The 18,823-nt window shown below is 58.3% G+C and carries 14 protein-coding genes; 4 read left to right on the forward strand and 10 right to left on the reverse strand.

Annotated elements, in window-relative coordinates; all coding sequences use genetic code 11:
* Window positions 1–10 precede the first annotated feature (10 nt).
* From ACVBEG_RS02005 to ACVBEG_RS02045, 9 genes are all read right to left on the reverse strand, one after another.
* Complete coding sequence (locus ACVBEG_RS02005) at window positions 11–3,058, reverse strand: multidrug efflux RND transporter permease subunit (protein ID WP_322217918.1); 3,048 nt, start codon at window positions 3,056–3,058, stop codon at window positions 11–13.
* Window positions 3,059–3,072: 14 nt separating this feature from the next.
* Entirely contained in the window at window positions 3,073–4,224 is a 1,152-nt protein-coding gene (locus ACVBEG_RS02010; RefSeq protein WP_447107306.1) for an efflux RND transporter periplasmic adaptor subunit, read from the reverse strand.
* Between the two features lie 132 nt (window positions 4,225–4,356).
* The gene (locus tag ACVBEG_RS02015) at window positions 4,357–5,469 is read right to left on the reverse strand and encodes a DUF1513 domain-containing protein (RefSeq protein ID WP_322181753.1); all 1,113 of its coding nucleotides are present in this window, start codon (window positions 5,467–5,469) and stop codon (window positions 4,357–4,359) included.
* A 1-nt stretch (window position 5,470) separates the two neighbouring features.
* Window positions 5,471–6,535 (reverse strand): imelysin family protein, encoded by a 1,065-nt coding sequence (locus ACVBEG_RS02020; protein ID WP_447107307.1) that lies wholly within the window; start codon window positions 6,533–6,535, stop codon window positions 5,471–5,473.
* 36 nt (window positions 6,536–6,571) lie between these two features.
* Window positions 6,572–7,957, reverse strand: coding sequence for a di-heme oxidoreductase family protein (locus ACVBEG_RS02025; RefSeq protein ID WP_323566115.1), 1,386 nt, complete (start codon window positions 7,955–7,957; stop codon window positions 6,572–6,574).
* A gap of 193 nt (window positions 7,958–8,150) precedes the next feature.
* Window positions 8,151–9,479: an imelysin family protein gene (locus tag ACVBEG_RS02030; protein WP_323566111.1), complete on the reverse strand. Its 1,329-nt coding sequence runs from the start codon at window positions 9,477–9,479 to the stop codon at window positions 8,151–8,153.
* A 172-nt stretch (window positions 9,480–9,651) separates the two neighbouring features.
* Window positions 9,652–11,703 (reverse strand): putative bifunctional diguanylate cyclase/phosphodiesterase, encoded by a 2,052-nt coding sequence (locus ACVBEG_RS02035; RefSeq protein ID WP_322217906.1) that lies wholly within the window; start codon window positions 11,701–11,703, stop codon window positions 9,652–9,654.
* A 310-nt stretch (window positions 11,704–12,013) separates the two neighbouring features.
* Window positions 12,014–12,610 (reverse strand): superoxide dismutase [Fe], encoded by a 597-nt coding sequence (sodB, locus tag ACVBEG_RS02040; protein WP_219062217.1) that lies wholly within the window; start codon window positions 12,608–12,610, stop codon window positions 12,014–12,016.
* Window positions 12,611–12,887: 277 nt separating this feature from the next.
* The gene (locus ACVBEG_RS02045; protein WP_219062216.1) at window positions 12,888–13,490 is read right to left on the reverse strand and encodes a LysE/ArgO family amino acid transporter; all 603 of its coding nucleotides are present in this window, start codon (window positions 13,488–13,490) and stop codon (window positions 12,888–12,890) included.
* A gap of 156 nt (window positions 13,491–13,646) precedes the next feature.
* Between ACVBEG_RS02045 and ACVBEG_RS02050 the strand changes: the two genes are divergently transcribed.
* The 4 genes from ACVBEG_RS02050 to ACVBEG_RS02065 all read left to right on the forward strand — a co-directional run bounded on the left by ACVBEG_RS02050 (window position 13,647) and on the right by ACVBEG_RS02065 (window position 17,631).
* The gene (locus ACVBEG_RS02050; RefSeq protein WP_323566112.1) at window positions 13,647–14,546 is read left to right on the forward strand and encodes a LysR family transcriptional regulator ArgP; all 900 of its coding nucleotides are present in this window, start codon (window positions 13,647–13,649) and stop codon (window positions 14,544–14,546) included.
* Window positions 14,547–14,615: 69 nt separating this feature from the next.
* Window positions 14,616–15,608 (forward strand): NAD-dependent epimerase/dehydratase family protein, encoded by a 993-nt coding sequence (locus ACVBEG_RS02055; protein WP_322181741.1) that lies wholly within the window; start codon window positions 14,616–14,618, stop codon window positions 15,606–15,608.
* A gap of 79 nt (window positions 15,609–15,687) precedes the next feature.
* The gene (locus ACVBEG_RS02060; RefSeq protein ID WP_447107308.1) at window positions 15,688–16,542 is read left to right on the forward strand and encodes an ATPase; all 855 of its coding nucleotides are present in this window, start codon (window positions 15,688–15,690) and stop codon (window positions 16,540–16,542) included.
* Window positions 16,543–16,860: 318 nt separating this feature from the next.
* Entirely contained in the window at window positions 16,861–17,631 is a 771-nt protein-coding gene (locus tag ACVBEG_RS02065; RefSeq protein ID WP_323566113.1) for a hypothetical protein, read from the forward strand.
* A gap of 125 nt (window positions 17,632–17,756) precedes the next feature.
* Here ACVBEG_RS02065 and ACVBEG_RS02070 read toward each other — a convergent pair whose 3' ends face one another.
* Window positions 17,757–18,806 carry an alkene reductase gene (locus tag ACVBEG_RS02070; protein WP_322217900.1) on the reverse strand — a complete coding sequence of 350 codons (1,050 nt, stop codon included), beginning with the start codon at window positions 18,804–18,806 and terminating at the stop codon, window positions 17,757–17,759.
* Window positions 18,807–18,823 lie beyond the last annotated feature (17 nt).

Here is an 18,823-nt window from a genome sequence, read left to right on the forward strand (position 1 = left end):
CTTTTGGTTTCTACAGATCGAGGGCCAGATCAGCCCTCTTGTCAGGTGCCGCCAGCAGCGTGTACACGCACGGCAGCACGAACAGGGTGAACAGCGTGCCGATCGACATTCCCGTGGCAATCACGGTGCCGATGTCGAAGCGGCTGACGGCCCCGGCACCGGTAGCAAGAATCAGCGGCACCATGCCAAATACCATCGCAGCCGTGGTCATCAATACCGGACGCAGACGAATCGCAGCGGCTTCTTCGACCGCTTCGCGGGCGCTCAGGCCCTTGTCGCGGCGTAATTGGTTGGCGAACTCAACGATCAGGATGCCGTGCTTGCTGATCAGCCCTATCAGCGTCACCAGTCCCACCTGTGTATAGATGTTCATGCTCGATAGCCCCAGAAACAACGGAATCAGTGCCCCGCAGATCGATAGCGGGACCGTCACCAGAATGACCAATGGGTCTCGAAAGCTTTCGAACTGCGCCGCCAGCACCAAAAAAATAATCGCCAGTGCCAGAGCAAAGGTCATCCACAAGGCATTGCCTTCCTGCACGAACTGCCGCGCAGCGCCCGCATAGTCGTAGGCATAACCGTGTGGTGCTTCTTCTGTGGCGATCTGGCGAACGGTCTCGATAGCCTCGCCCATGCCGACAATCGGGAAACCCTGAATAATCGCCGAATTCAGTTGCTGAAACTGGTTCAACTGACGCGGTTTGGCCCGGTCATGGACCTTGATCAGCGTCGACAGTGCCAGGAGTTCGCCTTTGTTGTTCTTCACGTAGTAATTGTTCAGCCAGTCAGGATTGTCCCGATACGGCCGTTCGACTTGCGCGATGACCTTGTAGCTGCGGCCATCAAGGGTGAAACGGTTAATCTCCGCTTCGCCGAGCAATGTTGCCAGCGTGCCGCCCAGATCGAGCATGGACACACCCATCTGCGCCGCCTTGGCCCGATCGATATCGACCACTACCTCGGGCTTGTCGAAGGCCAGATCAATATCGAGAAACGCAAACTTGCCTGACTCGGCCGCGCGCGTCTTTATCCGGGTGGCCACTTGCAGCAGCGACTCATAGTCGTTCGGCGTATTGATCACGAACTGGAACGGCAGGCCTTCGCCCGTACCCGGCAGCGACGGCAAGTTGAAACCGAACACTTGCAGGCCCGCGATCTTCGCGACTTTGGCCTGCAGCTCAGGCAGAAGCTGCATCTGCGTGCGGTTGCGCTCGTTCCACGGCTTGAGCAGGAAACCGCCGATACCGGTCTGCACCCCGTCAAAGCCATTGATCTGGAACGAGGAGTAATACTCGGGAAACGTCCTGAAGATCCCGATGAACTCATCGGTGTAGGCGTTCAGGTAGTCGAGATTAGTCGGTTGTGGCGACGTGGCCATCATGAAAATGATGCCCTGGTCTTCATCGGGCGCCAATTCCGATTTGGTGAACTTGAGCAGCGCCGGAATCAGGCATAACACGATCAAGGCAAACACCAGCACCACGGGCCGCGTATTCAGCGTGCCGTGCAGCATGCGTTGGTAGCGGGCCTTGAGGCGTCCGAAGGTCTGATCAAGTTTGTGCGACAGGCCACGAGGATTCTCGTTGTGACGTAAAAGCAGGGCGCACATCATCGGCGACAACGTTAGCGCTACCACTCCCGAAATAACCACCGCGCCTGCCAGCGTCAGGGCGAACTCCTTAAACAGTGCCCCGCTCAGGCCTTGAAGAAAACCGATGGGTGCATAGACGGCTGCCAGGGTCAGGGTCATCGACACCACCGGCCTCGCGATTTCCCTGGCGCCTTCAATGGCCGCGTTGAACGGCGTCTTTCCCTCCTCGATATGCCGATGGATGTTCTCCACCACCACAATCGCATCGTCCACCACCAGCCCGATCGCCAGCACCATCGCGAGCAAGGTCAGCAAGTTGATCGAGTAACCCATCAGTTGCATGAAGAACAACACGCCGATCATCGACAACGGAATGGTAATCACCGGGATCAGCACCGAACGCAGGGCGCCGAGGAACAGGAACACCACGACAATCACGATCAACACCGCTTCGATCAGGGTTTTCATCACCTCATGAATCGATGCCTGAATAAACAGGGTAGCGTCATAGGCAATGGAAATTTTCAGGGTGGGCGGCAACTGGTTTTCCAGCTCCGGCAAGATCTTGCGCACTTCCTTGATCACGTCCAGCGGGTTGGAACTGGGCGTACCCCTGATAGCGATATAGACCGACGGCGTGCCATCGAAAGAACTGATCGCGTTATAGTTTTCCGCCCCCATTTCCACTCGGGCGACATCGCTGAGCAGCACGCGGCGGTCGCCCGAGATTTTCAGCGGGATGGCGGCAAAGGCTTCGGCAGACTTCAATTCGGTGGCAGCATTGATGCTGGTGACCACGTATTCGCCTTTTACTTCGCCGGCAGCGGACAGGTAGTTGTAGCGGCGCACGGCCGCAGTGACATCACTGGCGGTCAGGCCGTAACCGGCGAGGCGCACTGGGTCGAGCCACAGGCGCATGGCAAAGACTTGATTGCCGATAATCTCTGCTTCGGCCATGCCCGGCAGGGTCGCAAGCTTGGGCTGAATCACCCGTGACAGATAGTCGGTGATCTGCGGGTTACTCAATTCGCTGCTATAGAAGCTGATGTACATCAGGGCGGTTGAATCGGCGGCCTGCTTGTTCAATACAGGGTCTTCAGCGTCTTGCGGCAGCTTGTTCTTGACCTCGTTGGCCTTGGCCAGCAGCTCGGTGAAGAGCCGGTCGCTGTCCGCACCGATGCGTGCATAAATCGACACCACCGAAAAGTTCTGACGACTGACCGAGGTCATGTAATCAATGCCTTCGGCGCTGGCCAGACTCTGTTGCAACGGCTGGGTGATATAGCCCTGGATAGTCTCGGCGTTGGCCCCGGGGTAAGCCGTTGTCACAGTGATCAGGGCGTTTTCCATCTGCGGGTATTGGCGAATGGTCAGCTTGCCGAATGCCTGGAAGCCCAAGAGTACAATCAGCAGGCTGATGACGGTGGCCAGCACCGGACGACGGATGAACGGATCTGTAAACGCCATGAAGAATTCCTTGATCAGTCAGCGCGTGGCGGGCTGTTCTGTTCGGCTTGCAGTGTCTTGTCGGCACTGATGGCGACATGGGCTCCAGTGTCCAGTTTGAGCTGGCCAGCGCTGACCACCCGTTCACCGGCGCTCAGCCCTTTGCTGACAACCACTCGACCATTGCGGTGCTCGCCCGTCTCGACGAAGCGCCGCTCCACGGTCCATTGCGGCTCGCCTTTGGCGTCTTTTTCGGGCTCGCCCCCGGCGGTTTTTTTCGCCACCACGAGATACACCGAATTGCCGTAGAGGGTATAGCTGATCGCGCTTTCCGGGACCACCACGCGGGTGCTGGCGCCGGGTAGCAATACCTGCAGACTGGCGAACATCCCCGGCAGCAGCTCGCCGCCAGGGTTAGGCAGCGTGGCGCGGACCAGTATGTTGCGCGTGGCGTCATCGACTTTCGGGTTGATTGCGCTGATTTTCGCCTCAAAGGTTTGTGCCGGATAGGCCGCTACGGTGACCAGCGCTACCTGGCCAACCCCCAGTTTCGGCACCGCTTGCTCAGGTACATAGAAGTCGACGTACAAACTGCTCAAATTCTGCAACGTGGCGATCATCGTGCCGCTCGCGAGGTAATCACCGACATCCACCTGACGAATGCCGATGGTGCCGCTGAAGGGGGCGAGGATGCTTTTTTTCGCCAACGCGGCATTTAATTGGGCGACCGAGGCGTAGGCTTTTTTCAACTGTGCGGCGAGCCGGTCGAAATCGCCTTTGGAGATGGCCTGGCTACCGACCAATTGGCTGCCACGTCCGTGCTCAATCTTCGCCAGGCCCAATTCAGCTTCAGCGGTGCCCAACAGCGCCCTTTCAACATCGCTGTCCAACTGCAGGAGCAGCTGACCAGCAGTGACCTTCTGCCCGGACTCGAACTGCAAGGCCTTGACCGTCCCTGCAATCTCCAGGCTCAGATCGACCCCTTGCAAGGCCTTGAGGGTGCCAATCGCCGGGAGCTGACTCTGCCACGGTTGTTCGTTGGCGGTAACGACGGCAACATTGATGGGCGGTTTGGGGGTGGCGAATACCTGGATCTGCCGATAGACGGAAAAGGCTTTATAGCCCGCTAGGCTCAGCGCCACGAGCAGCACAACCCCCAACATGATCAGCATCCGGCGACGCAGCATATTCCACTTCCTTGGAAAAACCGTTGAATCGGGCGAGCACATGAATCCCGCCGCCCCAGCGTTGTCTCGGGGCGATACTGCAGGAACTACGGGCGTGCTGGTTCAGGATAAGCCAGCTTTGCTGGCCCTGCATCAAACCAGATGCAGATGGTTATCCCAGAGCCCCGCCGGCAATTCAAGAGGCTTTGCCAGCAGCTCTGTTTGCCGACAATCGTAGAATCGACAGCGTCCCTGGCCTGAGGTGACGACGAAACCATCCGTCACTGCGCCGACGCCTGCGCAGTCGGCCAGTGACGCATCGAGACGCACTTCGCCGCTGTCCAGATCCCAGATAAAAAAGCGGTTGCCGCGCGGTGCGGTGAGGGCCACCAGACGCAGTTCGCTGTGCACTGCAACGCTGGCGGTGTAGTGATTCATCGCCTGCGATTGGCTGTCGGCCACCGGGAACGCCACGAAGGGCTGGCCGGGGCGTTTGATCGCCAGCAGTTCAGACGACTCGTGTGCTTCGCCCATGAACTGCTGCCCCGCGACAATCGTGCCGTCGCTGGCGATGGCCAGATGGCGGATGCTGTTCATCGACTGGCTGAGGGCTTCTTTGCTCAACAAGGTGCCATCGCGCTGCATCAGCACCAAGCTGGGCTGCATGGCATTGAGGTTCATTTCGACCCGGCTTTCGGCTTCGGTGCGAATCCCGCCGTTGGCGACCACCAGGGTTTCGCCATCGGGCATCCACGACACCTGATGAGGGCCGACGCCGTGGGTAGGGATTTCGCCACTGTGTACCAGGCGTTCGTTGACGAACTGATAGACGCTCAGCACCCCGCGTCCTGGGTCGGTGGTGTCGTTTTCAGTGGCGTACAGCCATTCGCCACTTTTGTGAATGACGGCGTGGCCGTAGAAGTGCCGGTTGGGCCGGGACGTGAGGGTCTGGAGCAAACGACCGTCCCGCAAGTCGAGCAGGTAGCTTTGCGTCCCGGGCCTGCGCGCGACGAACAGCGCCAAGGGCAGGTCAGGGTGATTGATGATGTCATGGCAACGTTGGCCGACCTGAGTGGCGAAGACTTGGCTGCCGTCCAGACGATACCCCACGGCATAGTGCTTGCCGTTGCCATCGTCCCGAGCGGAAAGCAGCAGAGGGTTCGCTCCTTTTTGCCGAAACCCCTTTTGCTGAAAGAGTGTCCAGCCGCCCAGCGTACAAGCGCCGAGCAGCAGACTTCCAAGGGCCAGGGCCTGACGTCGCAACATATCAGTCACCATCATTAGCGTTGAAGCCAAGCTGGATACCCAGCGCCTTGGCGAGTTCGCCTTCATGCAAACGATGGAGGGCGTTGAGGCTGTCGTAGAAGGCATTGAGCTGCTGACGACCAGCGTCGGTGGCGAGCAGGTCGGTCAACGGAGGTTTCAACGCTGAAAGCAGCTGGCGGCTGGCGGCATAAGCGGCATCGATTTTGTCGGCCAGTGGTTTTTGTTCGGCGGGCAGCAGGCCACGCAGGCCGTGGTTGTCGACGCCAGACCACACCGTCTCGGCGCTGATCAAGCTGGCTTCCAGGCTACTGAACGATGCCTTGCTGCGCCAGGCGTCGGCCTGGAACGGCTGTGGTATGCCCTTGGTCTGACGACCCAATGGCGTGCCAAGTTTTTTCTTCAGGCTGTCCAGTGCGGTGACCTGCACCCGAAGCAATTCAGCGATGGCTTCATGGGCGTCGGCATAACGCGGATTAGGGAACTTGCTCAATTGTGCGAGCATGCCATCAGTGCTGTTCCAGCCGGTCAGGATCTCCTCGGCCAGCGCTTTCTGGCGCTCACCGATAGCGATCAGCAGGGGGCAATAACGGGTTTTTTGCTCGGTGTTGGCCATGTCGACATTGGCGTCGAACAGGATGTATTCATACGCCGAAAGGCCCTGCACCACGACGCTGGACTTGCTCAGTGCGTCGGCATTGATCTGCGGTTGTGCGCTGACCAATTGCTCTACCTGGCGCCCCACTAGGTTCTTTTTGTCTGGCCAGAACTGGACTTGCCAGGCGCGATTGCCTTCGGCCAATGGACCAATCAGCAATGGCTGTAATTCAGCCCAGGCTTTTTGCGCGTGCAGGAAGTCGGCGCGGGCGGTGTCCAGGTCTGACGTGCCCTGACAGAACGCCAACGCGCTGATCGACAGTTGGCGGTCGGCATCGACCCAGCGACTGTAGGTCGGCAGTATCACCTGTTTGGCGATGGCGGCAGACGTCACGGCCTGTGGGTCTTGTGGCGAGCAGGCGGCGATGGCAAAGGCGGCCAGGCTGGTGAATAACAGTTTGGGGCGGAACATGTCCGGCTCCTCTTCTCATCAATAGGGATTACATCGTTAAAGCGAGTTCAAAAACGCTAATAATGCAGTGCGCTGTTCGGCGCTAAACGCCAATACTTGTTGCTGCGCGGCGTGCGCTTCGCCACCGTGCCAGAGCACGGCTTCAAGCAGGTTCCGAGCGCGACCGTCGTGTAAAAACTGTGTGTGCCCGCTGACTGTTTCGGTCAGGCCAATGCCCCACAACGGCGGAGTACGCCAGTCGCGGCCAGTGGCTTGAAACTCGCTGCGATGGTCGGCCAGTCCTTCGCCCATGTCGTGCAGCAACAAATCGCTGTAAGGGCGGATCACTTGATTGGCCTGCTCGGGTTCGGCGGCGTTGGCACCCGTGGTGAACTGTGGCGTATGACACTGCTGACAGCCTGTTTGATAAAACAGAGTCTTGCCGGCCAGCACCTGTCGGTTGTCGACATCCCGTCGCGCGGGCACTCCCAGGTTGCGGCTGTAAAACAGCACCAGACGCAGGATGTTATCACTGACCTCCGGTTCGCCTTCAGGGCCTTTACCGGTTGGCGCGTTGAGGCAGTCGATTTGGGTCGAGGTGCAGTCATCGGCGGTTTTGAGGCCGGTGGTCAGGCCCATATCGCCCGAGAAGGCGTGCGCATTTTGCTGGTTGAGATTCGGCTGCCCGGCTTTCCAGCCAAATCGCCCCAGCACGATTTTCTGTTGTGCGTCGTCCCAGACCCGGTTGGGGCGCCCGGTAATGCCATTGTTCCGTTGGTGTTGAGTGTCGGCGTTGGCCAGAATTGCCGCATCCGGGATCGCCTCCAACAGACCTAACCCAATCATCGGTGGTGCGACCCGCGCGGAGAAAAGGGTGCCGGGGTGCATCGGTCCATAGCCGAGTTGGGTAATCTGCAGTTTGGGCTGACGTAATTCGATCCGTGTGCCGTCCTTGAAGGTCACCGGCAACAGCTCATAGTCGACGCGAACCTTACCTTCCGGTGCGACGCCGGGGATCGCCATGTCCTGCAGTTGCCCGCCATACACCGGTTCGGGCAGCACGCCCGATTGCTCAATGAGTGTGGCGTAGGCGGGATCATTGGGGATCGACAGGCGCACCAGCATCGACACCGCATTGCTGTCGCCTGGTGCAGGTGGATGGCCGCGGCCGTCCTTGATGTGGCAGTTCTGGCAGGCGTTGGTATTGAACAGCGGGCCCAGGCCGTCACGGGCGGTGGTGGTCGACGGCGCGATCACCCACGGGCTGCGAAAAAAGCTATTGCCGACGCTGAAATCCAGACGCCGTACAGGCGAAAGATTGGCTGAGGGCAGCGAAAAAGCATTCCGGTCTGTCTTGCTCACCGTCGCGCTTCCCCCCGACAACGCTTCACCCGGCTCGGCTTTAGTGAAACGCGGCGCGTGATCGCACGCACTCATGGTCATGACCAGGAGCAGGGGAAGGGATAGGCGGGATAGCAAGGGAATCACTGGAGCATCCTGATAGTGCGGTTTTGGCCTGACATACCGCTTTCGTGAATGAGTTCACTCCCACAGGGAATCGCATGTTTTCTGTGGGAGTGAATTTATTCACGAAGAGGCCATCACACTTACCTATGTAATGGGTATGAACCTTGAATCAGAGCTCGTGATCAGCGTTGTCCGGGTTCAGGTCGGTGATGCCGAGCTTGGTCGCAGCTTGTTCGATGGCGCCGGTCTGGGTGACCAGTGATGCGATGGCATCGCGCACGATCTGGTTGCCCTGGGTGTTGCCGGTAGCGATCAGTTGATCGAAGTGCTCGCCCTTGTTGGCATGGTCGACGATCACTTGCAGCTTGGCCTGCGTGGCGTTCAAGTCGGCCTTGAGCGTGGCGTCGGCGGTGGCGTCCGCTTTGGCGACCAGCGAGGACAGGCTTGGGCCGCTGATTTTGTTGCCGTCCACACGGGTGTATTCACCCAGATAGACGTTGCGGATGCCCAGACCATTGTAGAAGTGAGAGTTGTGCGTGTTGTCGCTGAAGCAGTCGTGTTCGTCTTCGCTGGAGTTGGCTTCCAGCGCGACTTTCATGCGTTCGCCGGCCAGTTCGCCGAGGGACAGGCTGCCCATGCCGAAGAGCATTTTGCGCAGACCGCTTTCGCCGGACTCGGCTTCCAGCGAGGCGCGGTAGTTGCCTGCAACACCTGGTTTCCAGTTGTCGACCATTTTTTCCAGATCGCTGACCAGCAGGTCGGTCACTGCTTTGAGGTAGGCGCGACGACGATCATTGTGGCCGCCAGTGCCCGCTGCGCCTTCGACGTAATCAGTGGCCGGGCGCTCGCCGGCACCTGGACCGTTGCCGTGCAGGTCCTGGCCCCAGAGCAGGAACTCGATGGCGTGGTAGCCGGTGGCGACGTTGGCTTCGGAACCTCCCAACTCGTTGAGGCTGGCCAGTTTTTCGCCGGTGATTTGCTTGACGTCGACTTTGTCTTCGCCAACCTGGATTTCGGTGTTGGCGATGATGTTGGCGGTCGCGCCCGGGTTGCCCAGCGCGTGCTGGTAATCGCCAGCTACGTAGTCGATCAGGCCTTCGTCCAGGGGCCAGGCGTTAACCTGACCTTCCCAGTCATCGATAAGGGTATTGCCGAAGCGGAAGACTTCACTCTGCATGTAAGGCACGCGAGCGGCGACCCAGGCAGCACGGGCTTTCTTGAGGGATGCGTCGTTGGGGGTGGCGAGGAAGTCGTTCACCGCCGTGCGCAACGTTTTCGCAGTGGATTCGGCATCGCTGAACACGGCGAAGACCATGTTGGTGTAGTTGACGACCACTGCCTTGGCCGCGACGTCGTCGAGCTGGCCTGCGGCAACAGGTGTTGTGGTAGCAGCAACCGGGGCTTGCGGCGCGGCGGCTTTGTCCTTGCCTTCGCCGCAGCCAGCGAGCGAGATAGCGAAGGCCAACAGACTAGCGGTTGCGAGAGGCATACGAATCATGACGAAATCCTGCGTCGAGAAGTGAATAACACGCGTTAGCAATTGGAAAAGCGGCGCCATAATGCGAAAGATATGCATTCTATGTAAAGGGGCAGCGCAGAAAAACTTGGTTACTCAGCATTTCGGCGTGTAACTGCGGGGGGAAGGAGTGGTAGAGCGGGGCCGTTCCGGGTTACAGGATTTCCGCGTTGGAGCGCTGGGCTTGCTTCAAGTAAGCCAGCAGTTCACGGGCGGGCAGGGGCTTGCTGTAGAGGTAGCCCTGGCCTTCGTGACAGCCTTCAGAAATGATGTAAGCCTCTTGTTCGGCTGTTTCTACGCCTTCGGCAATCACCTGCATGCCGAGACTTTTACCCAGCTGGATGATAGCGCGCACGATAGTGGCGTCATCGTCGTCATCAATCAGGTCCTGGACGAAGCTCTTGTCGATCTTGATTTTGTCCAGCGGCAAGCTCTTGAGGTAACTCAAGGAAGAATAGCCGGTGCCGAAGTCATCAATAGCGATCAACGCGCCGGAGCGGCGCAGGCTAAGCAGATGCTGGGCTGCGGTGCTGATGTCTTCCATCAGGCCGGTTTCGGTGACCTCCAGTTCCAGGCTGCGCGGCGGCAGGCGGTAAATCTGCAGCAGGTTGTTTACCACGCGCGGCAATTCGGCGTGGTGCAGTTGCACGGTGGACAGGTTGACTGCCATGCGCAGGTCACTGAACCCCTGGTCGTGCCATTCGCGTAACTGCCGACATGCCTGATCGAGTACCCACTCGCCAATCGCGATGATCGTGCCGTTCTGCTCGGCCAGCGGAATGAACAGGTCAGGCGGTACCAGGCCGTGCTCGGGGTGCTGCCAGCGTATCAAGGCTTCAACCCCGACGACGCGGTGATCGCGGTAGCTGATCTGCGGCTGGTAGACCAGATACAGCTGATCGCGTGGCAAGGCTTCGCGCAGGTCTTTTTCAAGCTCACGGCGTCGACGCATTTCGCTGTCGACGCTAGCGATATAGAACTGATACCGATTGCGCGACCGGGACTTGGCCAGGGTCATGGTCTGTTCGGCTTTTTGCAGCAGCTTCTCGGTGCTGTCGCCATCTTCTGGGAACAAGGTGATGCCGATGGTCGCGCGCAGACGGATTTCCTGCTGGTCCAGCGCAAAGGGGGCTTCCAGATCGTCGAGGATGTTCTGCGCCAGTTCGGCGGCCTCGTAGGGCTGTTCGATATCGGCTTGTACCAACGCAAACTGATCGCCGCCCAAACGGGCGAGGGCACCCAGTCGGCCGCTATGGCCACGCAGGCGGTCAGCCAGCGCCAGCAACAGTTGGTCGCCAGCCTGGTAACTGAACTGTTCGTTGATGCCTTTAAAGTCATCAAGCCCGACACACAGCACCGCAACCCGACGTTGCAGGCGGCCGGCATCGACCAGAATTTTGTCCAGTTGTTGTTGAAATTGTTGGCGGTTGGGCAGTCCAGTGAGGAAGTCGTACTGGGACATGCGCAGCAGGCTGTTCTCGGCTTCGTGGCGCAGATGCGTGTTGCGTTCAATCGAGGCCAGCAATTGGTTGGCGGTGGTGACCCAAATGCCTAATTCATTTTTTTCATGACCCTTGAGCAGCGGCAGTTGATACTGGCTGGGGCGGTCGGGGTTGATATGGGCCAGGTGTTCAATGATTTTCGACAGCGGTTTGGTCAGCAGCCAGTGATAGACCAGGTACAGCACCAGGCCCATGGCCAAGGCTCGCAGCACGCCGGAAATGAAGATGATCACTGAACTGACGATAAAACTTTCGCCATAGGTGGCGGTATCGAGGGTGATGCGCAGGTCGCCGTAATACTCACTGTACGGGCCATGACCGACCAGCTGAGTAGTGAAGCTGCGCTCCTGTCCGAGGATCAGGTCGGTCAGCCAGCGGGTGGACGTCTGTTTCAGTTCCCGGGATTTCTCCGCGAGCATGGTTTCGTTCGGATGCCCAATGGACGCCATGCGCACCGCATTGTCCTGAAACAGTCCCTCGATGACCTGCATGCCCATCTCCCGGTCCAGGCTGTACACCGCCTGGGTCGAGGGGTCTCGGAACATATCGAGGATGCGTCCGGCATCACTGGCGACGGCTTGTCGGGTCTTGTAGGCGTCGAAGACGATCTGCGCACAACTCAAGACCACCCCTACGATCAACGCCGAGAGCAGCACCACGCGCAGCAGCTTTACCGACAAGCTGTTTCTGAGTTCCAGCTTCAAATGGTTATTCCTTAATCCGTGCTGGGAGCGTGTGACCGTGTGCGAGTATTGGTAAACACAAGCGGCTCGTCAAAGGGGCAATCACATCTGTAGGTCAGTTGCGTGTACCCGGCGTTAACGCTGTTCTAGAGACCGAGGTAAGGCTGTCCCTATTTATGTCGGTCGAATACAGGTGGAACTTGAGCGCTGATCTGTAAAGTTGTCAAGAAACTGATATTAGTCTGCTATCGCATGGTGACAATACAGAAAAGAGCCAAGCACAAACGAAAAAAAACCCGGCAATGCCGGGTTTTTTTGTCTGGATCAGCGCTTAGGCTTTGAAGGTTTTGCCTTCAAATTGCTCAGCGACGAACTTCCAGTTGACCAGATTCCAGAACGCTTCTACGTACTTCGGCCGCACGTTGCGGTAGTCGATGTAGTAAGCGTGTTCCCACACATCGCAGGTCAGCAGCGGTGTTTCGCCGCTGGTCAGCGGGTTGCCGGCACCGATGGTGCTGGCCAGAGCCAGGGAACCGTCAGCCTTTTTCACCAGCCAGCCCCAACCGGAACCGAAGGTGCCGATGGACGTTTTGCTGAACTCTTCTTTGAACTTGGCGAAAGAGCCGAACGCAGCGTTGATCGCGTCAGCCAGAGCGCCGGTAGGTTCGCCGCCAGCGTTTGGCGCCATGCAGTTCCAGTAGAACGTGTGGTTCCATACTTGAGCGGCGTTGTTGAAGATACCGCCCGAAGAAGTCTTGATGATCTCTTCCAGGGTCTTGCCTTCGAACTCGGTGCCTGGCACCAGGTTGTTCAGGTTCACGACGTAGGTGTTGTGGTGCTTGTCGTGGTGGTATTCCAGGGTTTCACGGGAAATGTGCGGCTGCAGGGCATCGTGTGCGTAGGGCAGCGCTGGCAATTCAAAAGCCATGGTTAATCTCCTAATCAGGTCAGTTGCGGTGAGCGCAAGGCCGATCACGGGCGGCCAGACATAAACATGCGTCGGGGAGTTTGTACTCTTTGCGACGCAGGGGCTGGATCATAGCACCCGGCCTGCGCCATAACCACGCAACAACTGTGTGGAATAGAGGTTCCAGAGCCTTGTCGTAAACCTGATGATAAATATTGATCAGCCAACGAGACCTGATAACAATCGCAGATGGGGGGTCGATCCACGGGGTTTATGCGTTGCCCCGAACACTCCGCACTCAGCTCGCTCGAATCAATTGCGCCGCCACACTGAACATCATCACCGCCACCAGTAGATCCAGCATGCGCCAGGTCGCTGGCCGCGCGAGCCAAGGGGAGAGCCACGCCGCACCCACGGCCAGCGTGGTGAACCACAACAATGAGGCACTGGCGGCACCGACCACATAAGCGCCGGGCACACTTTGCTGCGCGCCAAGCGAACCGATCAACAGCACGGTGTCCAGATACACGTGGGGGTTGAGCAGCGTTACCGCCAAAGCACTGAGCAGCACTGCACGCCGTGAGCGCAGCCCGGGTTTTTCATTGAGTTGCAGGCTTTGCCGGGAGCACGCGCGACGCAGCGCCAGGCTGCCGTACCACAGCAGAAATCCGGCCCCGCCCCAGCGGGCAATCGACAATAACAGTGGATTTTGTGCCAGCACATTCGCCAGCCCGAAAACTCCGGCGGCCACCAGCAGGGCATCACATACGACGCACAGTGCCGCCACGGGCAGGTGATGTTCGCGGCGCAGGCTTTGTGCGAGGACGAACGCGTTTTGCGTGCCGATCGCCATGATCAGCCCAGCGGCCACCAACAGGCCATTGAGATAACTTTGCCACATATCCGTCATTCCTCTGTAAAGCTACTCATGTTTGCGCGGCCATCGGCGTCAAAAATGGAGACGTAATTCCTTGGTTGATGCAGTTTGTGTGGCGAGTGTGGGGTGCTTGGCTGTATAAGAAAAACAAATAATGCTCATCACTCATTAGAGAAAATGATGTTCGACTATAAATTGCTCTCCGCTTTGGCGGCTGTCGTCGAGCAGGCGGGTTTCGAGCGTGGCGCTCAGGTCCTGGGCCTGTCCCAATCAGCGGTATCGCAACGGATCAAATTGCTTGAGGCGCGGGTCGGTCAGCCCGTGTTGATCCGTGCCACCCCGCCGAGCCCGACAGAGATTGGCCGACGCTTGCTCAACCATGTGCAGCAGGTGCGTCTGCTTGAACGAGACCTGCAAAGCCAGGTGCCAGCACTGGACGAAGAAGGCATGCCCGAACGCCTGCGCATCGCGCTTAACGCCGACAGTCTGGCGACATGGTGGGCAGCCGCAGTCGGGGATTTTTGCGCCGAGCAGCATCTATTGCTGGACCTGGTGGTCGAGGACCAGGACGTGGGCCTCAAACGGATGCGTGCCGGTGAAGTGGCCGCTTGTGTGTGCGGCACCGAGCGCCCGGTGGCAGGCGCGCGCAGCGTGTTACTGGGTGCCATGCGCTATCGTGCAGTGGCCAGTCCCGGTTTTATCACCCGGCACTTTCCGCAGGGCGTGACCGCCGTGCAGCTGGCGCGCTCACCGGCGCTGGTGTTTGGTCCCGATGACTTTCTTCAGCACCGTTACCTGGCATCGCTGGGCGTGGAGGGTGGCTTCGAGCATCATTTGTGTCCGTCGTCCGAAGGGTTTCTGCGCATGGCCGAAGCGGGGCTCGGTTGGGGGCTGGTGCCGCAGGAGCAGGTGCGTGATCAGATGCAGCGCGGCCTGTTGGTGGAACTGTTGGCTGATCACCCCATCGATGTCCCGTTGTATTGGCATTATTGGCGCAATGGCGGTCAGTTGCTGACGCAGTTGACGGAGCATCTGACCCACCGGGCAGGTCAATGGCTAGTGCCGCTTAACATTTCGTGAGCGTCACTTGCTTCGAGCCACGCAATAAACAACACACGTAATGAACACACACAGTTAACGGAGCGGTAAATGAAGATTCTGGTCACCGGCGCAAGCGGCTTCATCGGCGGACGCTTTGCGCGTTTCGCGTTAGAGCAGGGCTTTACCGTGCGGGTCAACGGCCGTCGTGCCGAGGGCGTCGAGCATCTGGTGCGCCGTGGTGCGGAATTCATTCAGGGTGATTTGTCCGATCCCGAACTGGTACAGCGGCTATGCCATGACGTCGAAGCTGTGGTGCATTGCGCCGGAGCCGTGGGGGTTTGGGGTCGACGTCAGGACTTTCAGCAAGGCAACGTGCAAGTGACGGAAAACATCGTCGAAGGCTGCCTCAAGCAGCAGGTGCGGCGGTTGGTGCATCTGTCGTCGCCGTCGATTTACTTCGACGGTCATTCGCATCTGGGGATCAAGGAAGAACAGGTGCCCAGGCGCTTCATCAATCATTATGCGGCGACCAAATACCTGGCAGAGCAAAAGGTTTTCGGTGCCGAAGAGTTCGGGCTGGAAGTCATCGCCTTGCGCCCGCGCTTCGTCACGGGCGCAGGCGATAACAGCATCTTCCCGCGGCTGTTGAACATGCAGCGCAAAAAACGCCTGTCGATTGTCGGCAATGGCCTGAACAAGGTCGACTTCACCAGCATCCAGAACCTCAATGACGCACTGCTCAGCAGTCTGCTGGCGGCCGGTTCCGCCTTGGGCAAGGCCTACAACATCAGCAACGGCATGCCGGTTCCACTGTGGGATGTGGTGAACTATGTGATGCGTCAGATGGAACTGCCACAAGTCACCCGCTACCGCTCCTATGCGCTGGCTTACAGTGCTGCCGCCTTGAACGAGGGGGCTTGCCTGTTGTGGCCGGGGCGCCCGGAACCGACGTTGTCGCGGCTGGGCGTGCAGATGATGAGCAAGGATTTCACGTTAGACATCAGCCGGGCCCAGCATTATCTGGACTATCAGCCACGGGTCAGCCTGTGGACGGCACTGGACGAGTTTTGTGGCTGGTGGAAAGCGCAACAGTCGATTTGAAGCAGGACCTCTTGGTCGGCGGGTCAGTGGTTATACTGCAATCCTTTTCAGTTTCCAGCAGCTTCCAAAAGGTTTAACCATGCGTAACGACCCGCACGATGACTTCCATGATGTGCCGAACCTCAGTGCCAAAGACGACGATGACGATTTTGCACCGACCGCCGCTGCTCGTGAGCGCACGACGGTGTATTCGCGCAGCACGCCAGTGGTAAAGGTCAACCGCGCCAACACCGGGCCTATCTGGGCGTTGGTCGGCGCATTGTTCATTGCCTTCGCTGGGCTGGCCTGGTGGAGTTTTCAGCAGGTTTCGTTGATGGAGCAGCAACTGGTTGCGACTCAGGAAAGCTTTGCTCGCATCAGCGAGGAAGCAGCAGGGCGGTTACAGGATATCTCCGGGAAAGTGGTGGCAACCCAGTCGGTCGCCAGCAATGGCAGTGAGGCGTTGAAACTGCAAATTCAGAAGCTGGAAAGCAAACTGAACGATCAGGACAAACAGCAAGAGGGCGTCGTCGGCCAACAAAGTGGCTTGGGCAAGCGTCTGGAGCAGATGTCTGCGCAGACTGCCCAGTTGCAGACCGCCAATGCTCAGCTAGACGAGCAAGTGAAAAGCCTGGGTAGCGAACTGGCGGCATTGAAAGGTGCCCAGCCCGACGTGAAGTCCACGCAGTCCATTCAAGCCCAGCTTGATGCCCAGATGAAAAGCCTGAGCGCTGATGTGGCCGCGCTGAAAAAGCAGGGCAATCCAAGTGTGGCCATCGACCGTCTTGAGCAAGAGGTATTGGTGCTCAAGAGCGAGCAGGACAATCGTCCGGCTGCTGCGGCTCAAGGTGGCAGTACCGCTGAGTTTGATGCGTTCCGTGGGCAAGTCACGCGCAACATTAGTACCTTGCAAAGCCAGATTCAGAATCTGCAACAGCAGATTAACGCCCGTTAGTCAGCAGTGAGCACATAAAGGCGCGCACGCATTGGTGTATCGATAAAACCGGTGCGCAGCGTGGCCCTAAGTATTTACAGTGATTGGAATTAGCTCGGTTGCGTGTGGGGCTTTTCTGTTTATTGATGTTTCTTGATAATGAGCCGTGGAGAGGCTTGTCTTTTGTTAGTTATTTTGTAAGGTGTCTTTAGCGACTGAGTTGTTCTGGGTCGAAGCGGGTTATTGAAGTGCTGCATGCCCGTTAAATAAATAACCTTGCGATAAATAATTAACACCCGGTCAGGCTATTTGTTGCGGGCCGGGTAAAAGGAAAATGTGATGAATGCACCACTCGATAGTATTGGCTCTGGCCTTGGGACTGATGTTCCTCATGCGGAAGCTTTGATTGCGTCCCCTGCCAGACCGCCTGGTGATAAGTTTAAAAAGCCGATAAAAAAAGATACGTCCGGGGACAAAACGTCGACGTCCAAAGATAAGCCCAAGGGCCCTTCAACCAAGCCACCGCTGACTCTGGACAAGCCAAAAGGCCCTCCAGCCAAACCATCGATTTCCCTGGACAAGCCAAAAGCTCCACCCGCCAGGCCACCGATGGTCTTGGACAAGCCAAAAGCTCCGCCCGCCAAGCCTCAAGTCGATCAGACGGGCTTGCCAGCCCGAGAGCTTCCGGAAAAACCGGCGCCCCGCAGTATCCTGGAAAGCGTTAGCACTGCCTTTGATATAGCCGCTAACGCCTTTTCGATCGCTTCCACCATCAAGGATTTGTCCACTGGCCAGCCCGCTCCCATCGTTAAGCTGGCCGATGGAACCGTGGTCAATAACGAAACGTCGACCGTTACACTTCCCGATGGGAAAGTAATCGATGACGCTAACAAGACAGTGACTCATCCAGATGGAAGTAAACAATACGCAGACGGGACGACCGAGTATCCGGATGGGTCAATCAAAGACCCTGCCGGTGATATCAAGTACCCGGATGGAAGGTGGTATTACTCGGCAGACAAAGTGATGCGTCATGTTGACGGCACTTTTGAATATGAAGATGGCACGGTAACCGACGCAGACGGTAAACCCGTCGGCAAGCGTGCGTAGGGCGCGCGGGAATACATATTGACTGCTCTGGCGCTGTTTGTAATGGGCGCTAGTTGTTTGTGTGGTCATTAGATAAAAAGCCCCGGCTCTAAGAATCGGGGCTTTTTTTGTGTGGCGTGAACGTCTTACATTCGTGGGTAATCGATATAACCGACCGGGCCCTTACTGTAGAAAGTTTCCAGATGTGCGGGGTTTAGCGGTGCATCTTGTTGCAGACGCTCCGGCAGATCAGGGTTGGCGATGAACGGCACGCCGAACGCAATTGCATCGGCCTTGCCACTGGCCAGCCAGGCGTTGGCGCTGTCTTTGGTGAAGCGTTCGTTGGCGATGTACTGGCCGCCGAAGGCTTTTTTCAGCTGTGGGCCAAGGCTGTCGCCAGCTTCTTTTTCACGGGAGCAGATAAACGCGATCCCACGCTTGCCCAGTTCACGGGCTACGTAGGTGAAGGTTTCGGACAGGTTCTCGTCGCCCATGTCATGGGAGTCGGCACGTGGCGCCAGGTGCATGCCGACACGGCCCGCGCCCCAGACTTCGATCACCGCATCGGTCACTTCCAGCATCAGGCGTGCACGATTTTCCAGCGAGCCGCCGTATTCGTCGGTGCGGTGGTTGGTGCTGCTTTGCAGGAACTGATCGAGCAGGTAACCGTTGGCACCGTGGACTTCGACACCGTCGAAACCGGCGGCCTTGGCGTGTTCCGCTCCTACGCGGTAAGCATCGACGATCTCGGCGATTTCAGCGGTTTCCAGGGCGCGCGGTACCGGGTAGTCAGACAGTGGACGAACCAGGCTGACGTGGCCCGCAGGGGCAATCGCGCTCGGAGCGACCGGGGTTTCACCGTTGAGGTACGACGGATGGGAAATCCGGCCAACGTGCCACAGTTGCAAAACGATACGGCCGCCTGCAGCGTGCACGGCTTTGGTAATGTTGCTCCAGCCCCGTACCTGGTCGTTGGACCAAATACCGGGCGTGTCAGGGTAGCCGACGCCCATTGGCGTGACCGAGGTCGCTTCGCTGATGATCAGGCCCGCCGAGGCGCGCTGAACGTAATACTCAGCCATCAGTGCATTGGGGACGCGACCTTCATCGGCGCGGCAGCGGGTCAGCGGCGCCATGATGATGCGGTTCGGCAATTTCAGATCGCCCAGTGTAATCGGGTCAAAAATAGTGGTCATGGTGTAGAACCCTCTAA

It is taken from the genome of Pseudomonas sp. GG8, assembly GCF_052976945.1.

Excerpts from the sequence above, each read along its gene's own strand:
- ACVBEG_RS02005 (WP_322217918.1), bottom strand. The coding sequence starts at position 3,058 with ATGGCGTTTACAGATCCGTTCATCCGTCGTCCGGTGCTGGCCACCGTC.
- ACVBEG_RS02010 (WP_447107306.1), bottom strand. The coding sequence starts at position 4,224 with ATGCTGCGTCGCCGGATGCTGATCATGTTGGGGGTTGTGCTGCTCGTG.
- ACVBEG_RS02015 (WP_322181753.1), bottom strand. The coding sequence starts at position 5,469 with ATGTTGCGACGTCAGGCCCTGGCCCTTGGAAGTCTGCTGCTCGGCGCT.
- ACVBEG_RS02020 (WP_447107307.1), bottom strand. The coding sequence starts at position 6,535 with ATGTTCCGCCCCAAACTGTTATTCACCAGCCTGGCCGCCTTTGCCATC.
- ACVBEG_RS02025 (WP_323566115.1), bottom strand. The coding sequence starts at position 7,957 with ATGACCATGAGTGCGTGCGATCACGCGCCGCGTTTCACTAAAGCCGAG.
- ACVBEG_RS02030 (WP_323566111.1), bottom strand. The coding sequence starts at position 9,479 with ATGATTCGTATGCCTCTCGCAACCGCTAGTCTGTTGGCCTTCGCTATC.
- sodB (WP_219062217.1), bottom strand. The coding sequence starts at position 12,610 with ATGGCTTTTGAATTGCCAGCGCTGCCCTACGCACACGATGCCCTGCAG.
- ACVBEG_RS02045 (WP_219062216.1), bottom strand. The coding sequence starts at position 13,490 with ATGTGGCAAAGTTATCTCAATGGCCTGTTGGTGGCCGCTGGGCTGATC.
- ACVBEG_RS02050 (WP_323566112.1), top strand. The coding sequence starts at position 13,647 with ATGTTCGACTATAAATTGCTCTCCGCTTTGGCGGCTGTCGTCGAGCAG.
- ACVBEG_RS02055 (WP_322181741.1), top strand. The coding sequence starts at position 14,616 with ATGAAGATTCTGGTCACCGGCGCAAGCGGCTTCATCGGCGGACGCTTT.
- ACVBEG_RS02060 (WP_447107308.1), top strand. The coding sequence starts at position 15,688 with ATGCGTAACGACCCGCACGATGACTTCCATGATGTGCCGAACCTCAGT.
- ACVBEG_RS02065 (WP_323566113.1), top strand. The coding sequence starts at position 16,861 with ATGAATGCACCACTCGATAGTATTGGCTCTGGCCTTGGGACTGATGTT.
- ACVBEG_RS02070 (WP_322217900.1), bottom strand. The coding sequence starts at position 18,806 with ATGACCACTATTTTTGACCCGATTACACTGGGCGATCTGAAATTGCCG.